This is a genomic window from Marichromatium purpuratum 984 (assembly GCF_000224005.2).
In the GTDB taxonomy this organism is placed as follows: domain Bacteria; phylum Pseudomonadota; class Gammaproteobacteria; order Chromatiales; family Chromatiaceae; genus Marichromatium; species Marichromatium purpuratum.
This window is the reverse complement of sequence record NZ_CP007031.1, coordinates 3,214,363-3,231,864: the sequence shown is the minus strand read 5'-3', so window position 1 is coordinate 3,231,864 and position 17,502 is coordinate 3,214,363. Positions and strand designations below refer to the sequence as shown.

At 69.8% G+C, this 17,502-nt stretch carries 15 protein-coding genes; all 15 read left to right on the top strand.

Annotated elements, in window-relative coordinates; genetic code table 11:
* The first annotated feature begins 28 nt into the window (after positions 1-28).
* The 15 genes from rsmH (at position 29) to ftsZ (ending at position 17,318) form a co-directional block, all read left to right on the top strand.
* Complete coding sequence (gene rsmH, locus MARPU_RS14010) at positions 29-976, top strand: 16S rRNA (cytosine(1402)-N(4))-methyltransferase RsmH (RefSeq protein WP_005221085.1); 948 nt, start codon at positions 29-31, stop codon at positions 974-976.
* The gene (gene ftsL, locus MARPU_RS14005; RefSeq protein ID WP_005221086.1) at positions 963-1,253 is read left to right on the top strand and encodes a cell division protein FtsL; all 291 of its coding nucleotides are present in this window, start codon (positions 963-965) and stop codon (positions 1,251-1,253) included. The genes rsmH and ftsL overlap by 14 nt, the downstream gene beginning before the upstream one ends.
* The gene (locus MARPU_RS14000) at positions 1,240-3,006 is read left to right on the top strand and encodes a peptidoglycan D,D-transpeptidase FtsI family protein (protein ID WP_005221087.1); all 1,767 of its coding nucleotides are present in this window, start codon (positions 1,240-1,242) and stop codon (positions 3,004-3,006) included. Before ftsL ends, MARPU_RS14000 begins: the two co-directional genes overlap by 14 nt.
* Positions 3,003-4,559: a UDP-N-acetylmuramoyl-L-alanyl-D-glutamate--2,6-diaminopimelate ligase gene (locus MARPU_RS13995; protein ID WP_005221088.1), complete on the top strand. Its 1,557-nt coding sequence runs from the start codon at positions 3,003-3,005 to the stop codon at positions 4,557-4,559. Before MARPU_RS14000 ends, MARPU_RS13995 begins: the two co-directional genes overlap by 4 nt.
* On the top strand, positions 4,559-5,968 hold the full coding sequence (locus MARPU_RS13990) for a UDP-N-acetylmuramoyl-tripeptide--D-alanyl-D-alanine ligase (protein ID WP_005221090.1): 1,410 nt from the start codon (positions 4,559-4,561) through the stop codon (positions 5,966-5,968). The genes MARPU_RS13995 and MARPU_RS13990 overlap by 1 nt, the downstream gene beginning before the upstream one ends.
* Positions 5,949-7,031: a phospho-N-acetylmuramoyl-pentapeptide-transferase gene (mraY, locus tag MARPU_RS13985; RefSeq protein ID WP_005221092.1), complete on the top strand. Its 1,083-nt coding sequence runs from the start codon at positions 5,949-5,951 to the stop codon at positions 7,029-7,031. Before MARPU_RS13990 ends, mraY begins: the two co-directional genes overlap by 20 nt.
* A 1-nt stretch (position 7,032) precedes the next feature.
* On the top strand, positions 7,033-8,400 hold the full coding sequence (murD, locus tag MARPU_RS13980) for a UDP-N-acetylmuramoyl-L-alanine--D-glutamate ligase (RefSeq protein WP_005221094.1): 1,368 nt from the start codon (positions 7,033-7,035) through the stop codon (positions 8,398-8,400).
* Positions 8,397-9,593, top strand: a complete 1,197-nt coding sequence (gene ftsW / locus MARPU_RS13975) for a putative lipid II flippase FtsW (protein WP_005221096.1) — start codon at positions 8,397-8,399, stop codon at positions 9,591-9,593. The genes murD and ftsW overlap by 4 nt, the downstream gene beginning before the upstream one ends.
* Positions 9,578-10,654, top strand: a complete 1,077-nt coding sequence (gene murG, locus MARPU_RS13970) for an undecaprenyldiphospho-muramoylpentapeptide beta-N-acetylglucosaminyltransferase (protein ID WP_005221097.1) — start codon at positions 9,578-9,580, stop codon at positions 10,652-10,654. Before ftsW ends, murG begins: the two co-directional genes overlap by 16 nt.
* Positions 10,651-12,078 (top strand): UDP-N-acetylmuramate--L-alanine ligase, encoded by a 1,428-nt coding sequence (murC, locus tag MARPU_RS13965; protein WP_005221099.1) that lies wholly within the window; start codon positions 10,651-10,653, stop codon positions 12,076-12,078. Before murG ends, murC begins: the two co-directional genes overlap by 4 nt.
* On the top strand, positions 12,075-12,971 hold the full coding sequence (murB, locus tag MARPU_RS13960; protein ID WP_005221100.1) for a UDP-N-acetylmuramate dehydrogenase: 897 nt from the start codon (positions 12,075-12,077) through the stop codon (positions 12,969-12,971). The genes murC and murB overlap by 4 nt, the downstream gene beginning before the upstream one ends.
* Positions 12,968-13,903, top strand: a complete 936-nt coding sequence (locus MARPU_RS13955) for a D-alanine--D-alanine ligase (RefSeq protein ID WP_005221102.1) — start codon at positions 12,968-12,970, stop codon at positions 13,901-13,903. Before murB ends, MARPU_RS13955 begins: the two co-directional genes overlap by 4 nt.
* Positions 13,896-14,696: a cell division protein FtsQ/DivIB gene (locus MARPU_RS13950; RefSeq protein ID WP_232229477.1), complete on the top strand. Its 801-nt coding sequence runs from the start codon at positions 13,896-13,898 to the stop codon at positions 14,694-14,696. Before MARPU_RS13955 ends, MARPU_RS13950 begins: the two co-directional genes overlap by 8 nt.
* A 6-nt stretch (positions 14,697-14,702) precedes the next feature.
* Positions 14,703-15,938, top strand: a complete 1,236-nt coding sequence (ftsA, locus tag MARPU_RS13945; protein ID WP_005221107.1) for a cell division protein FtsA — start codon at positions 14,703-14,705, stop codon at positions 15,936-15,938.
* Positions 15,939-16,151: 213 nt separating this feature from the next.
* The gene (gene ftsZ, locus MARPU_RS13940) at positions 16,152-17,318 is read left to right on the top strand and encodes a cell division protein FtsZ (protein WP_005221109.1); all 1,167 of its coding nucleotides are present in this window, start codon (positions 16,152-16,154) and stop codon (positions 17,316-17,318) included.
* Positions 17,319-17,502: the final 184 nt, after the last annotated feature.

Here is a 17,502-nt window from a genome sequence, read left to right as displayed (position 1 = left end):
TCTCATGACCCCTGCACGCCCTGTTCCCATGGACTCCCAGACCATTCATCGCTCGGTGCTGCTCGACGAGGCGGTGAGTGCGCTGGTGACCGAACCGGGCGGGCGCTATGTCGACGCGACCTTCGGGCGCGGCGGGCACAGTCGCGCCGTGCTCGCGCGGCTGGCTCCGACAGGGCGGCTGATCGGGCTCGACCGCGATCCCGAGGCGATCGCCGCCGCGCGCGCGCTCGACGACCCGCGTTTTCGCATCCTCCACAGCGCCTTCGGCGGGATCGGCGCGGCGCTCGCCGAGGCCGGCGAGACCGAACCGCTCAACGGCATCCTGCTCGATCTCGGCGTCTCCTCGCCGCAGCTCGACACCGCCGAGCGCGGCTTCAGCTTCAGCGCCGACGGGCCGCTTGACATGCGCATGGACCCGAGTCGGGGCGAGTCGGCTGCGGACTGGCTGATGCATGCGGAACAGCAGGAGATCGCGCGCGTACTGCGCGAGTTCGGCGAGGAGCGCTTCGCCAAGCGTATCGCGCGCGCGATCTGCGAGCGTCGTGCCGAGGCCCCGCTGCGCACCACCGCCGAGCTTGCCGCGCTGGTCGATCGCGCCCAGCCGGGGCGGCGCGAGCCGGGCAAGCACCCGGCCACCCGCACCTTCCAGGCGCTGCGCATCCAGGTCAACGACGAACTCGGCGAGATCGAGCGCTGCCTCGATCAGGTCTGCGAGCTGCTCGCCCCCGGTGGGCGGCTGGTGGTGATCAGCTTCCACTCGCTGGAGGACCGCATCGTCAAGCACTTCATGCGTCGCGAGTCGCGCGGCGCGGTGCTGCCCAAGGGCGTGCCGGTGACCGGTGCCCCGGCCCCGGGGCGGCTGCGCCTGCTCGGCAAGGCGCAGCGTCCCTCGACGGTCGAATCCGAGTCCAACCCGCGCGCGCGCAGCGCCATCATGCGCGTGGCCGAGCGGAGCACAGCCGATGGCGCGTGCTGAACTCTGGATCGCGGCGGTGCTGGGGTTCGCGGTGGTGGTCTCGGCCATCGCCGTGGTCCACACCAAGTATCTGACCCGGGTGCACTTCGCCCAGCTCCAGGACCTGCGCGCCCAGCGCGACGCCATCGACGTCGAGTGGAACCGGCTGCGACTCGAGGAGGCGGCGCTCTCCACCCATTCGCGGATCGAGCGGATCGTGCGCGAGCAGCTCGGCATGTTCTCGCCGCGCCCCGGCGACGTGCTGTTGCTCGAGGAGACCGGCCATGGCCAACCCTAGCCGTCGTTCCCGGCGCTCGCGCGAACCCGCCAAGCCCCGTCGCCCCGACATCGGATTGCGTCGTCGGCTGTTGCTGATGGCGCTGGCGGTGGCCTTCGTGCTGCTCGGCGCCGGGGTCTTCTATCGTCAGGTGGTCGAGACCGACTTCCTCCAGACCGAGGGCGAGCGGCGCTATCTGCGGGTGGCCGAGATCGCCGCGCGTCGCGGCATGATCAGCGACCGCAACGGCGAGCCGCTGGCCGTCAGCACCCCGGTCGAGACGGTGTGGGCCGATCCGCGCAAACTGGTCGAGCGGCTCGACGTGCTCCCCGAGCTGGCGCGGGCGCTGGGTCTCGAGCCGCAGGCGCTACGCGAGCGGGTGCTTGCCAAGTCCGATCGCGGTTTCATCTATCTCAAGCGTCGGGTCGATTTCGACGAGGCGCGCGCGGTGCGCGAGCTGATCGCACGCGAGCGTCTCGGTGGTGTCGACTTCGAGACCGAGTACCGGCGTTTCTATCCGGGCGCCGAGGTGTTCGGGCACGTCATCGGCTTCACCGACATCGAGGACCGTGGTCAGGAGGGTATCGAGTTCGCCTACGACGCCCAGCTCCAGTCCGAGCCGGGGCTGCGCCGGGTGATCCGCGACGGGCGCAAGCGCATCGTCCAGGAGGTCGAGCAGCTGCGCCCGCCGCGCCAGGGCACCGATCTGGTGCTGAGTCTCGACCGCCGGCTGCAGTTCCTCGCCTATCGCGAGCTGCTGGCGGCGGTGCGCGAGCACGAGGCCGTCGGCGGCACCCTGGTGACGCTCGATGTCGACACCGGCGAGGTGCTGGCGATGGTCAACCAGCCCGGCTACAACCCCAACGCGTTGAGCGATGGCGGTAGCGAGCGTCGTCGCAATCGCTGTGTCACCGACGTGATCGAGCCCGGCTCCACGGTCAAGCCGCTGGTGGTGGCCGCGGCGCTCGAGCGCGGGCTGATCACGCCCACCACCGAGATCGACACCGAGCCGGGTTACTTCCGGGTCGGGCGCAATCTGGTGCGCGACGTCCACGACTACGGTCTGCTCGACGTCACCGGGGTGATCGCCAAGTCGAGCAACGTCGGCGTGGTCAAGATCGCGCAGATGATGGAGTACGCCGACCTCTGGAGCCTCTACGACCATCTCGGCTTCGGTCGTGTCACCGGGATCGGATTTCCCGGCGAGAGCCCCGGCAACCTGCGTCACTATTCAGACTGGCGGGTCTTCGAGCACGCCACGCTCGCCTTCGGCTACGGCCTGTCGGTGACCACGCTGCAGCTGGCCCAGGCCTATGCCACGCTCGCCGCCGACGGCATCAAGCGTCCGGTCACCCTGCTCAGACGCGAGCCGGGGGCGACGATGCCGGGGAGCCGGGTGCTCAGTGCCGAGACCGCGCGCACGGTGCGCGCGATCATGGAACAGGTGGTGTCCGAGAAAGGCACCGCCCGGCGCGCGGCGATCGCCGGCTATCGCGTGGCGGGCAAGACCGGGACGGCGAAGAAAGCCGGTCCCAATGGCTATGCGGGCCGGCGCTATCAGGCGGTGTTCGCCGGTTTCGCGCCGGCGGAGCGTCCGCGATTGGTGACGGTGGTGATGATCGACGAGCCGGGCGGCAAGTCCTACTACGGTGGGGTGGTCGCCGCCCCGGTGTTCCAGAAGGTGATGGAGGGGGCGCTGCGGCTGTTCAACGTGCCGCCGGATGATCCTCCCCCATCGATGCTGTTGAGCGGACGTGGAGGGCCAGGGCTGTGATCGCGCTCTCCTCGACCGCCTGCGCCTGGCGTCTGGGTGATCTCATCGATGGGGTTGCCGAGGCCGGCGATGCCGCCGATCGTCCGGTGTGCTCGATCGCGCTCGACAGTCGGATGCTGTCGCAGGGCGCGCTCTTCCTCGCCTGCCAGGGGGGCAGTCTGCACGGCCTGGCCTTCGCCCAGGAGGCCAAGCATCGTGGGGCGACGGCGATCCTCGCCGAGATCTCGGCGGACTGGCCGGTCGAGGCCATCCTCGATCTCGGCGCCTGTCTCGGCTTGCCGGTGATCCCGGTCGAGGGGCTTGCGGCGCGCGCCAGCGCGTTGGCCGCGCGTTTCTACGGTGCGCCCAGCGAGCGCCTGGAGCTGTTCGGCGTCACCGGCACCAACGGCAAGACCAGCGTCAGCCACTTCCTCGCCCAGGCGCTCGCTCCGGAGCTTGACTGTGCGGTGATCGGCACCCTCGGCAACGGCTTCCCCGGGGCGCTGCGCTCGCCCACCCACACCACCCCGGATGCGATCTCGTTGCAGGCGCTGCTCGAGTCGCTGCGCGCCCAGGGCGCGCGCGCGGTGGCGATGGAGGTCTCCTCGCACGCACTCGATCAGGGGCGCACCAGCGCCGCGCGCTTCAGCCATGCCGTCTTCACCAACCTCAGTCGCGACCATCTCGACTATCACGGTGACATGACCGCCTATGGCGAGGCCAAGCGCCGACTCTTCCTCAGCCCGGGGCTGCAGTGGGCGGTACTCAATCTCGACGACCCGTTCAGCGCGCGTCTGCTCGAGACCCTGGCCCCTGAGGTCCAGGTCGCCGGTTACGGCATCGATCCCGAGGGTCCGACCCCGTCGCGCTGTGCGCTGCGACTGCGCGCCCTGGCCATCGAGCCGCGTCCGCACAGCCTTTATCTGCACGTCGAGTCGCGCACCACCCGACGCACCGAGCGCGCCGAACTCGAGGTCGGGCTGATCGGTCGCTTCAACGCCGCCAATCTGCTCGCGGTGCTGGCGGTGATGTGCTCGCGCGGGCTGCCGCTGGAGCGCGCGGTGCGCGAGCTGGCACGCATCCGCGGGGTGCCGGGGCGGATGGAGTGTTTCGGCGGTAGTGATGCGCCGCTGGTGGTGGTCGACTACGCCCATACCCCCGACGCGCTGGAGAAGGCGTTGGTCAATGTCCGCGAGCACACCAGTGGCCGATTGATCACGGTGTTCGGTTGCGGCGGCGATCGCGATCGCGGCAAGCGCCCGCTGATGGGGTCGATCGCCGAGAGCCTCAGCGACGGCCTGATCCTTACCGACGACAATCCGCGCACCGAATCGCCCGAGGCCATCGTCGCCGACATCCTCGAGGGCGTCGGCGAGCGCGAGCGGGTGCGTGTCGAGCACCAGCGGGGGTTGGCGATCCGGCTGGCCATCGCGCTCGCCGGTCGCGGTGACGCGGTAGTGGTCGCAGGCAAGGGACACGAGACCTATCAGGACATGGGTGACTTGAAGAGACGATTCAGCGATCGCGCACAGGCCGTCGAGGCGTTGCGCGAGTGGCGGGAGGGACATCACTGATGTGGACGCTTGGCGAGGCCGTGACCGCGGCCGGGGGCCGACTCCAGGGCACTGATTGCCGTTTCGACGGGGTCGGCACCGACAGTCGGGTCGATTGCAGCGGTCAGCTGTTCGTGGCCCTGCGCGGACCACGCTTCGACGGTCACGAACACGTCGAGGCGGCGCGGCGCGCCGGTGCGGTGGCGGCGCTGGTCGATCATCCGGTGGCGGTCGATCTGCCGCAGTGGGTGGTCGACGACACCCGGCTCGGGCTGGGCCGGCTGGCGCATGCCTGGCGGGCGCGGTTGCGCGCTCGGGTGGTGGCGATCACCGGCAGCAACGGCAAGACCACCGCCAAGGAAATGGTCGCGGCGATCCTCGGCCAGGTCGGCCGGGTGCATGCCACCAGCGGCAACCTCAATAACGACATCGGCATGCCGCTGACCCTGCTCGGCGCGCGCGACGAGGATTTCCTGGTGCTCGAGATGGGTGCCAACCACCCCGGCGAGATCGGTTACATGACCGATATCGCCCGTCCCGACGTGGCGCTGATCACCAATGCCGGGCGTGCCCATCTCGAGGGGTTCGGCTCGCTCGAGGGGGTCGCCCGCGCCAAGGGCGAGATCGCCCGTGGGCTGCTCCCGCACGGCATCCTGGTGGTGCCCGAGGACTCGCCCTACATCGGGCTGTGGCGCGAGCTGGCGTTCGCCCAGCGGGTCTCGACCTTCGCCATCGACGACGGTCCGCGTACCCCGGCGACGGTGCGCCCGGCGGTCGGGGCCGCTCGTGCCGAGATCGAGGTCGACTGGGACGCACAGGGGTTCCGCACCCGTTTCGTCGCGCGTCACGGTGGCGAGGCGCACGCCCTGGCGCTGCCGCTGGCCGGCGAGCACAACGTGCGCAACGCCCTCGCCGCGAGCACCGTGGCGTTCGCCCTCGGTGTCGAGGACACGGCGATCCGCGACGGACTGGCCGCGCTGCGCCCGGTCCCCGGCCGACTCTGCCCGCGGCTGTGCGGGGCGGGACGGTTGCATCTGATCGACGATACCTACAACGCCAACCCCGACTCGATCGCCGCCGCGATCGCGGTCCTGAGCGGCTTTGCCGGACGCCGCTGGCTGGTGCTCGGCGATCTCGGCGAACTCGGCCCCGAGGCCGAGTCGCTGCACCGCGAGATCGGCGAGCGCGCGCGCGCCGCCGGCATCGAGCGCCTCGCCGCAGTGGGTCCGCTGAGCGCCGCCGCGGTCGACGGCTTCGGCGCCGGGGGCGAGCACTTCGCCGATCAGGCGGCGCTGATCGCCGCGCTGCGCGCCGAACTCGGCGCCGATGATCGGGTGCTGGTCAAGGGGTCGCGCACCGCACGAATGGAACGCATCGTAGAGGCGCTCTGCGCCGCTGGAGGAGACGAGTTTGCTGCTTTATCTGACTGACTGGCTCGCCGGACTCGATAGTGGGTTCAGCGTCTTTCGCTATCTCACCCTGCGCGCCATCCTTGGGGTGTTGACCGCGCTGGCGATCGCCTTGCTGGTAGGGCGGCCGATGATCCGTCGGCTGCGTGCCTACAAGATCGGCCAGACGGTGCGCGACGACGGCCCGCAGAGCCATCTGTCGAAGTCCGGCACCCCGACCATGGGCGGGGCGCTGATCCTGGTGGCGGTGGCCATCAGCACTCTGCTGTGGGCCGATCTCGGCAACCACTATGTCTGGATCGTGTTGCTCACCACCCTGGCCTTTGGCGCCATCGGTCTGGTCGACGACTACAAGAAGCTGGTGCAGCGCGACCCGCGCGGGCTGCCGGCGCGCTGGAAGTATCTGTGGCAGACGGTGTTCGGCTTCGTCGCCGCCGTGGCCCTCTATGTCAGCGCCTCCACCCCGGCCGAGACCGCGCTGCTGATCCCCTATCTGAAGAACGTCTCGATCCAGCTCGGCCCCTGGTTCATCCTGCTGACCTATTTCGTCATCGTCGGCTCGAGCAACGCGGTCAATCTCACCGACGGGCTCGACGGGCTGGCGATCATGCCCACGGTGCTGGTGGCCGGGGCGCTGGGTCTCTTCGTCTATGCCAGTGGTCACGCCGAGATCGCCGATTATCTGCTGATCCCCTATGTCGCCGACGTCGGCGAGCTGGTGATCTTCTGCGCCGCGCTGGTCGGCGCCGGGCTCGGTTTCCTCTGGTTCAACGCCTATCCGGCGCAGGTGTTCATGGGGGATGTCGGCGCGCTCGCGCTCGGCGCCGCGCTCGGCACCGTAGCGGTGGCGGTGCGTCAGGAGCTGGTGCTGTTCGTGATGGGCGGGGTGTTCGTGGTCGAGACCATCTCGGTGATGCTCCAGGTGATGTCGTTCAAGCTCACCGGCAAGCGCATCTTCCGCATGGCGCCGCTGCATCATCACTTCGAGCTGCAGGGCTGGCCCGAGCCGCGGGTGATCGTGCGCTTCTGGATCGTCACCGTGGTACTGGTGCTGATCGGACTGGCGAGCTTGAAGATCCGTTGATATGACTGAGCGACTCACCCAGCCCCCGGCCCCCAAGACCCTGGTCGTCGGCCTCGGCAAGACCGGGCTGTCCTGCGCGCGCCATCTGCACGCCCTGGGCGTGCCGACGGCGGTGACCGACTCGCGTGCTCAGCCCCCTGGACTCGATGCGCTGCGCGAGTCGCTGCCGGAGCTGGCGGTGTTCGTCGGCGGTTTCGAGCGCGAGGTGTTCGAGGCCGCCGAGCAGCTGGTGGTCAGCCCCGGGGTGGCGCTCGCCGAGCCGCTGATCGCCGCGGCGATCGCCCGCGGGGTCGAGGTGGTCGGCGACATCGAGCTGTTCGCCCGCGCTGCGCGGGCGCCGATCTGTGCCATCACCGGTTCCAACGGCAAGAGCACGGTGACCTCGCTGGTCGGGCTGATGGCGCGGCTGGCCGGGCGGCGCGTGGCGGTCGGCGGCAACCTCGGCGAGCCGGCGCTGGCGCTGCTCGACGAGCAAGCCGAACTCTATGTGCTCGAACTCTCGAGCTTCCAGCTCGAGACCACCCACGATCTCGGCGCCGAGGTCGCGGTGGTGCTCAACCTCTCACCCGATCACATGGACCGCTACCCGGATCTTGCCGCCTATGCCGCGGCCAAGGCGCGGATCTACCGCGACGCGCGGGTGGCGGTGGTCAACCGCGACGACCCCGAGGTGATGGCGATGGTTGCCGTCGAGCCGGGACGAGCGCTGATCGGCTTCACCCTCGGCGAGCCGGGTGCGGACGACTACGGGGTGCGCCGTCATCGCGGCGAGGACTGGATCTGTCGCGGCGACACGCCACTGCTCGAGTGCGCGCGCCTCGCCCTGGCCGGACGCCACAACCTCGCCAACGCGCTCGCCGCGCTGGCGCTCGCCGAGGCCTGCGGGCTGCCGCGCGAGGCCTGCTGCAAGGCGCTGACCAATTTCTCCGGGCTGGCGCATCGCTGCGAGCTGGTGCGCGAGCGTGACGGGGTGTGCTGGTACGACGACTCCAAGGGCACCAACCCGGGGGCCACGGTGGCCGCGCTCGACGGACTGGTGGGCGAGGGCGATTCCGCTCGGGTGGTGCTGATCGCCGGCGGCGACGGCAAGGGCGCGGATTTCGCGCCGCTGCGACCGGCGGTGGCGCGCGCCGCGCGCGCGGTGGTGCTGCTCGGTCGTGATGCGCCGCTGATCGAACAGACGCTCGCCGGGAGCGTGCCGCTGCGCCAGGCCGCCGACATGCTCGAGGCGGTGCGGTTGGCCGCCGGGCTGGCGCGGCCGGGGGACCGGGTGCTGCTCTCGCCGGCCTGCGCGAGCTTCGACATGTTCGAGGGCTATGCCCATCGTGGCCGGGTCTTCGCCGAGGCGGTACGGGGGTTGCCAGGATGAGCGCCGCCGCCCGTCCGGTGCGCAACCTGCGTCGTCGCCGCGAGCGACTGCCCGCGTTCGACCACGCGCTGCTGATCTGCGTGCTCGCGCTGCTCGGCTTCGGACTGGTGATGGTCGCCTCGGCGTCGATGTCGATCGCCGAGAGTTGCTGCGGCACGCCCTTCTATTTCGTGATCCGTCATAGTATCGCGCTGCTGCTCGGGCTGATCGGCGGGGTGGTGGCCTATCGTCTGTCGCTGTCGTGGTGGGAGCGCAACGGGATCTGGATGTTCCTGGGCGGCATGGCCTTGCTGGCGCTGGTGCTGGTCCCGGGAATCGGTCATTCGGTCAATGGCGCGACGCGCTGGATCCCGCTCGGTCCCTTCAATCTCCAGCCCTCCGAGTTCATGAAACTGTTCGCGGTGGTCTATGTCGCCGGCTATCTGGTGCGTCATGCCGATGCCGTCGCCAATCGGCTCTCGGGCTTCATCCGCCCGATGGTGCTGGTCGGCGCGGTCGGTGCCCTGACCCTGATGCAGCCGGACTTCGGCACCACCGCGGTGATGCTTGTCACGGTGATGGGGATGCTCTTCCTCGGCGGGGTGAGCGTGCTGCCCTTCGTGCTGCTGATCGCGGTGGTCGGCGTCGCACTGGTGGCCCTGGTGCTCTTCTCGCCCTACCGGATGCAGCGTGTCACCTCTTTCCTCGATCCCTTCGACGACCCCTTCAACAGCGGGTATCAGCTCAGCCAGGCGTTGATCGCCTTCGGTCGCGGCGAGTGGCTGGGGGTCGGGCTCGGCAACGGTATCCAGAAGCAGTTCTTCCTGCCCGAGGCGCACACCGACTTCCTTGCCTCGGTGATCGGCGAGGAGTTCGGTCTGCTCGGGACCCTGCTGCTGGTGGCCGCCTTCGTCTTCGTCACCTGGCGCGCCTTTGCCATCGGCGCCCGCGCCCAGGCGCTGGGCAAGGCCTTTGCCGCTCATGCCGCGCAGGGCATCGGGTTGTGGGTCGGGATGCAGGCGTTCGTCAACATCGGGGTCAATGTGGGGCTGCTCCCGACCAAGGGGTTGACCCTGCCGTTTCTCAGTTACGGCAGCAACAGTCTGATCGTCGCCTGCATGGCGATGGGGCTGTTGCTGCGCATCGATGCCACGGTGCGTCAGGCGCAGTCCGAGGCGGGACCAAGACGGGGGTTGAAATGGGTCCGTGCATAGGCGTCATGGCCGGCGGTACCGGTGGACACGTGTTTCCCGCGCTGGCGGTGGCCGAGCGGCTGCGCGCCGAGGGCGCGCGGGTGTTCTGGATCGGCACTCGGCGCGGCATGGAGTCGCGACTGGTGCCCGCGCACGGCTTCGAGATCGAGTGGCTCGGTATCGAGGGGGTGCGTGGCAAGGGCTGGCGCTCGCGTCTGCTCGCCCCCTGGCGGCTGGCGCGTGCCTCGTGGCAGGCCGCGCGCATCCTGCGCCGCCGTCGTCCGGCGCTGGTCGTCGGCATGGGCGGCTTCGTCTCCGGTCCCGGCGGGCTGATGGCGCGCGTGCTCGGCATCCCGTTGGTGGTGCAGGAGCAGAACCGGGTGCCGGGGCTGACCAATCAGTGGTTGTCGCGGATCGCGCGCCGGGTCTTCGAGGGCTTCCCGGGGAGCTTCGCCCCCGGTCGCGCCGAGGTCAGCGGCAATCCGGTGCGCGCCGAGATCGCCGCGTTGCCGGCCCCGGCCGAGCGCTGGCGCGAGCGTGACGGCGTGGCGCGGCTGCTGGTGCTCGGTGGCTCGCTCGGCGCGCTCGCGCTCAATCGCGCGCTGGCCCCGGCGCTCGCCCGGCTTGATCCCGAGGCACGCCCGCTGGTTCGCCATCAGGCCGGTGCACGCACCCTGGAGGAGGCGCGCGCGGCCTATCGCGAGGCCGGTGTCGAGGCCGAGGTGGTGCCCTTCATCGACGACATGGCCGCAGCCTATGCCTGGGCCGATCTGGTGGTCTGTCGCGCCGGCGCGCTGACCGTCTCGGAGCTGGCCGCCGCCGGCGTGGGCGCGGTGCTGGTGCCCTATCCGCACGCCGTCGACGATCACCAGCAGGCCAATGCCGGTTATCTGGTCGAGGTCGGCGCGGCGCGCTTGTTGCCGCAGACCGCGCTCACCGTCGAGCGTCTCGGCGCGTTGCTCGCCGAGCTGCTCGGCGATCGCGCCGCGCTGCTGGCGATGGCCGAGGCGGCGCGGGATCGCGCCCGGCCGGAGGCGGCGGCGCGGATTGCCGCGCACTGTCTCGAGGAGGTCGGTCGATGAACGCACATCTGCAACATACCGCCGCTAACATGGGGCGGGTCCGGCGTCTGCACTTCATCGGTATCGGTGGCGCGGGGATGAGCGGGATCGCCGAGCTGATGGCCAACCTCGGCTACGAGGTCAGCGGCTCGGACCTGCGCGAGAGCGAGGTCACCCGCCGGCTCGCCGGGCTCGGCGTCGAGATCCATGTCGGCCATCGCGCTGAGCAGGTCGCCGACGTCGACGCGGTGGTGGTCTCGACGGCGATCGACGAGGACAACCCCGAGATCCGCGCCGCGCGTGCCGCGCGCATCCCGATCGTGCGCCGTGCCGAGATGCTCGCCGAGCTGATGCGCTTCTACTACGGCGTGGCGGTGGCCGGTACCCACGGCAAGACCACCACCACCAGCCTGGTGGCGAGCATCCTCGCCGAGGGCGGGCTCGACCCGACCTTCGTCATCGGCGGGCGGCTCAACAGCGCCGGGGCCAACGCCAAGCTCGGCACCACCAAGTACCTGGTGGCCGAGGCCGACGAGAGTGACGCATCCTTCCTGTATCTGCAGCCGATGGTGTCGATCGTCACCAATATCGACGCCGATCACATGCACACCTACGGTAACGACTTCTCGCGGCTGCGCAGCACCTTCGTCGAGTTCCTCCATCACCTGCCCTTCTACGGGTTGGCGGTGCTCTGTATCGACGATCCGGTGGTGCGCGAGCTGGTCTCGACCATCCCCCGCCCGGTGCGCACCTACGGTACCCACCCCGAGGCCGATGTGCGTGCCAGCGCGCTGCGCCAGTGCGGCATGCGCACCAGCTTCCGCGTCGAGAGCGACGCGCTCGACGGGCCGCTCGAGCTGACCCTCAACCTGCCCGGTCGGCACAATGTGCTCAACGCCCTGGCGGCGATCACCGTGGCGCTCGAACTCGGCGTCGAGGAGCAGGCGGTGGCGCGCGCCTTGTCGCGCTTCGAGGGGGTGGGGCGGCGCTTCGTCTCTCACGAACTGCGCGACGCCTGGGGGCGCGATCTGCTGGTGGTCGACGACTATGGCCATCACCCGCGCGAACTCGCCGCGACCCTGGAGGCGGCGCGCGCGGGCTGGCCGGGGCGGCGGCTGGTGCTGGTGTTTCAGCCGCATCGCTATTCGCGCACCCAGGAGCAATTCGACGATTTCGTCGCAGTGCTCTCGGGGGTCGACGCCCTGGTGCTCTGCGAGGTCTATCCGGCCGGTGAGCAGCCGATCCCCGGCGCCGACGGGCGTGCCCTGAGTCGCGCCATCCGCACCCGGGGCGAGTGCGATCCGGTGTTCGTCGAAGGTCCGGATGCGGTTTCCGAGCTGCTGCCCAACCTGCTCGAGGACGGCGATATCGTGCTGGTGGCCGGTGCCGGCGACATCGGTCGGCTGGCCGCGCGATTGCCGCAGCTGTTGGAGCAGGGCCGATGAGCGAGACGACGACACCCCGGCGCGGCACCCTGCTCGAACACGAGCCGCTGGCCCGTTACACCAGCTGGCGGGTCGGTGGTCCGGCACGAAGGCTCTATCGCCCGGCCGATCTCGACGATCTCGCCGCCTTCCTCGCTGCGCTCGACCCCGGCGAGCCGCTGTTGTGGCTGGGACTGGGGAGCAATGTGCTGATCGACGACGCCGGGTTTCCCGGCACCGTGATCCACACCCTGGGCTGTCTCGACGGGCTCGAGCGTCACGGCGAGCACGGCCTGCGGGTCGGCGCCGGGGTCACCTGCGCCAAGCTCGCCCGCGTCGCCGCGCGCGCCGACCTAGTCGGGGTCGAGTTCCTCGCCGGCATCCCCGGCACCCTCGGCGGCGCCCTGACGATGAACGCCGGGGCCTGGGGCGGCGAGACCTGGCCGTGGGTCGCGCGGGTGCGCACCATCGATCGCCGGGGGAGGGTCCGCGAGCGCCCGGTGAGCGACTTCACCCCGGGTTATCGCGAGGTGCGCGGGCCGGCGGGCGAGTGGTTCGTCGGCGCCGACCTGGTGCTCGAGCCCGGCGACGGCGCCGCGGCGATGGCGCGGATTCGCGCGCTGCTCGATCGCCGCGCCGCCACCCAACCGATCGGTCAGCCCAGTTGCGGCTCGGTGTTCCGCAATCCGCCGGGGGACCATGCCGCGCGACTGATCGAGGCCAACGGGCTCAAGGGGCGACGACTCGGCGGCGCCCAGGTCTCCGAGCGTCACGCCAACTTCATCATCAACACGGGCGATGCCACCGCCCGGGACATCGTCGAGCTGATCGCGCTGGTGCAGACCACGGTCGAACGCGCCAGCGGGGTGCGGTTGATGCCCGAGGTGCGGCGGCTCGTCGGGGGGGAGTCATGACCAGGCATCGGGTTCAGGACGCGGCCGGGTTCGGCCGGGTTGCGGTGTTGCTCGGTGGCGAGGCGGCCGAGCGCGAGATCTCGCTGAGGAGCGGGCGTGCGGTGCTCGAGGCGCTGCGCCGTCAGGGTGTCGACGCCGAGCCGATCGACCCCGGCGCCGACGTGCTCGAGCGCTTGCGGGTCGGCGGCTTCGAGCGCGCCTTCGTGGTGCTCCACGGACGCGGCGGCGAGGACGGCCAGATCCAGGGGGCGCTCGAGCGTATCGGCATGCCCTACACCGGCTCCGGGGTGCTCGGCTCGGCGCTGGGCATGGACAAGCATCGCTGCAAGCTGCTGTGGTCGGGGGGCGGTCTGCCCACCGCAGACGCCGTGCTGCTGCGCGACGAGGACGACCTGCCGACGGCCGCGGCGCTCGGTTTCCCGTTGATGGTCAAGCCGGTGCACGAGGGCTCGAGCATCGGCATGGCCAAGGTCGAGGACGTCGCCGGGCTCGCCGCCGCCTGGCGTGCGGCGAGTGCCTTCGATGCCCTGGTGCTCGCCGAGCGCTGGATCGCGGGCGCGGAGTACACCTGCGCCATCCTCGGCGAGGAGGCGCTGCCGCTGATCCGGCTGGAGACGCCCAACGTCTTCTACGACTACGAGGCCAAGTACAGCGCCGACACCACCCGCTACTTCTGCCCCAGCGGACTGGAGCCGGCGCGCGAGCACGCGCTGCAGTCGCTCGCGCTCGACGCCTTCGAGCAGGCCGGGGCGAGCGGCTGGGGGCGGGTCGACCTGATGCTCGACGCCGCTGGCGACCCCTTCCTGCTGGAGATCAACACGGTGCCGGGGATGACCGATCACAGCCTGGTGCCGATGGCGGCGCGGGCGGCGGGGATGGACTTCGATCGGCTGGTGTGGCGCATCCTGGAGACGAGTTTCGACCGTGGCTGAACGACGCCGTCGCGGGGCTACCAGGAAGCGTCCGCTGTTGCAGCGGCTGGGGCGCTCGCGTTGGCGCGGGCTGCTCGGGGTGGTGCTGCTGCTGGCGATGCCGCTCGGGGCTTGGCGGTTTATCCAGGAGGAGCCGGGGTTGTTGCCGGTGCGGGTGATCGAGGTCGAGGGCGAGCTGCATCATCACTCCTCGGCGTTGCTCAGCCAGACCCTGACCGAGCGACTCGATGGCGGCATCCTGACCGCCAACCTGGTCGAACTCAAGCGCGCGGCCGAGTCGCTGGCCTGGGTCGGTCATGCCAGTCTGCGTCGGGTGTGGCCCGATCGGCTGCTGGTGCTGGTCGAGGAGCATCGGCCGATCGCGCGCTGGAACGACGATGGTCTGGTGACCGCCGAGGGGGTGGTGTTCCGACCGCGCGCCGCGACCCTGCCGGCGGGATTGCCGGTGCTCGTGGGCGAGGAGGCGCGCGCCGCCGAGCTGGCGAGTCGCTATCAGGACTGGCGCGACCGACTGATGCTGGTCGGCCATCTGATCCAGACCCTGGCGGTCGATCCGCGCGGCGATTGGCGCATCGAGCTGGTGATGGGTACCGAGCTGCGGCTCGGGTCCGAGCAGGTCGAGGAGCGTCTCGCCCGCTTCATCGCCAACGCCCCGCAGCTCGAGGCGGTTGGACAATTGTTGGTCGTGGATCTGCGCTACAGCAACGGGTTCGCCGTGCGCTGGGCGGATGAGAGACAGGCGCAGGTCCGCGCGAACTCGGGTCGCCCGGAGTGGCCCGACAATCGAGGATAGAACCGGATGTCGCGACGTAACGACAAGAATCTTTTGGTGGGCCTGGACATCGGCACCTCCAAAGTCGCCGCCCTGATCGGCGAACTCAAGGATGATGATCAGATCGAGATCATCGGCATCGGCGCCCACCCCTCGCGCGGACTCAAGCGCGGGGTGGTGGTCGACATCGAGTCGACGGTGCAGTCGATCCAGCGCGCGGTGGAAGAGGCCGAGCTGATGGCCGGCTGCGAGATCCACTCGGTGCACGCCGGGATCGCCGGCAGCCATGTGCGCAGCTTCAACTCCGACGGTGTCGCCAAGGTCAACGAGGGTGAGGTCACCCAGGCCGATGTCGATCAGGTGATCGACTCGGCGCGTGCGGTGGCGATCCCGGCCGACCAGAAGACCCTGCACATCCTGCCGCAGGAATTCATCATCGACGAGCAGGGCGGGGTGCGCGAGCCGATCGGCATGTGCGGGGTGCGCCTCGAGGCCAAGGTGCACATCGTCACCGGCGCGGCGAGCGCGGCGCAGAACCTCACCCGCTGCATCGGCCGCTGCGGGCTCGATGTCGACGACCTGGTGCTCTCGCAGCTGAGTTCGAGCTACTCGGTGCTCGGCGAGGACGAGAAGGAACTCGGCGTCTGTCTGGTCGACATCGGTGCCGGCACCACCGATATGGCGGTGTTCACCAATGGCGCCATCCGCCACACCTCGGTGATCCCGATCGCCGGCGACCAGGTCACCAACGACATCGCCGTGGCGCTGCGCACGCCCACCCAATACGCCGAGCAGATCAAGGTCGAGCATGCCTGCGCGCTCGCTCAGCTCGCCGCCGACAGCGAGGCGATCGAGGTGCCGAGCATCGGTGACCGACCGCCACGCCGGCTCTCGCGCCAGATGCTCGCCGAGGTCGCCGAGCCGCGCTACGAAGAGCTGCTGACCCTGCTGAAGAACGAGCTGCGGCGCAGCGGGCTGGAGGAGGTGGTCGCCGGCGGCGTGGTGCTCACCGGCGGCGGGGCCAAGATGGAGGGACTGGTCGAGCTGGCCGAGTCGGTGTTCGACATGCCGGTGCGTCTCGGTGTGCCGCAGCACGTCGTCGGCATGTCCGAGGTGGTCGACAACCCGGCCTATGCGACCGGGGTGGGACTGCTGATGTATGCGCGCCAGCACCGCTTCGCCCGTGCTCCCGAGATGGCCGAGGGGCCGGGGCTGCAAGGGATGTGGTCGCGCATGCGCGGCTGGTTCCAGGGCACGTTCTAGAGGGACGGTGCCGCTGCTCCGGTCGTTCCGGGGCGGTGGTGTCGGCAGGGCGGTGTCGCGAGCGATGCCGTAGTCAGGATGGACCGCGGCCTGCGGTCTCAGAGGCCCCGGTGTCCAGAGGACGTCGGGGATGTCGGGGGGCGGTGTCGCCTGGAGCGCGGCGCCGACGAGGTTTCAGGTTTTTGCGCACTGCAACAAGAGAGGAGATTTCACATGTTCGAACTGATGGACACCCATAGCCAGAACGCGGTCATCAAGGTTATCGGCGTCGGTGGCGGTGGCGGCAACGCGGTCAACCACATGGTCGCCTCGACCATCGAGGGGGTCGACTTCATCTGCGCCAACACCGATGCTCAGGCGCTGAAGAACTCCAACGTCAAGACCATCCTGCAGCTCGGCGCCGGTATCACCAAGGGACTGGGCGCGGGCGCCGACCCCGAGGTCGGACAGAGTGCCGCGATGGAGGATCGCGATCGCATCCAGGATGCGCTCGAGGGCGCCGACATGGTCTTCATCACCGCGGGCATGGGCGGTGGTACCGGTACCGGCGCCGCGCCGGTGGTCGCCCAGGTCGCCAAGGAGCTGGGGATCCTCACCGTCGCCGTGGTCACCAAGCCCTTCCCCTTCGAGGGCGTCAAGCGCAGCCGCGTGGCCGAGGAGGGGATCGCCGAGTTGGCCACCAACGTCGATTCGCTGATCACCATTCCCAACGAGAAGCTGCTGGCGGTGCTCGGCAAGGAGATGAGCCTGCTCGACGCCTTCCGCGCGGCCAACGACGTGCTGCTCAACGCCACTCAGGGCATCGCCGAGCTGATCACCCGCCCGGGACTGATCAACGTCGACTTCGCCGATGTCAAGACGGTGATGTCGACGATGGGCGTGGCGATGATGGGGACCGGTGCGGCCCAGGGCGAGAATCGTGCCCGCGAGGCAGCCGAGGCGGCGATCCGCAGCCCGCTGCTCGAGGACATCGATCTCGCCGGCGCCAAGGGCATCCTGGTCAACATCACCGCGGGGATGAGCCTCACCATCGGTGAGTTCGACGAGGTCGGCAGCACGGTGCGCGAGTTCGCCGACGACGAGGCCACCGTGGTGGTCGGGACCGTGGTCGACCCCGAACTTGAGGACGAGCTGCGAGTGACCGTGGTCGCCACCGGGCTCGGCGGTAATCGCGTCAAGGTCCGCCGTCCCGGGCTGCAGGAGCCGGCGATGCGTCTGGTCAGCGGTGACGGGGGTGAGAGCGCGCCCGACTATCGCGAACTCGATCGCCGTCCGGCGGTTGCGCGCAAGGCGGGTGCTCAGGCGGCGTCCGAGTCGGTCGGGGAGAGCGACCTGGATTATCTCGACATCCCCGCCTTCTTGCGTCGTCAGGCTGATTGATCAGGGGTTTCCCTGTATCTGAAAGACGTTTGAAAACAGGGGCGTCGTGTCTTGTTGCGTGCGAAACTTGATAAATCTTCGGGAAAACCCTAAGCTATCCGAAACCGCACCCGTCGTGATGACGCGCGTGCACATGAATCGAGCACAGGATGAGCGGCGTGGGGCCGGTTGAGCCGGTCCCGCG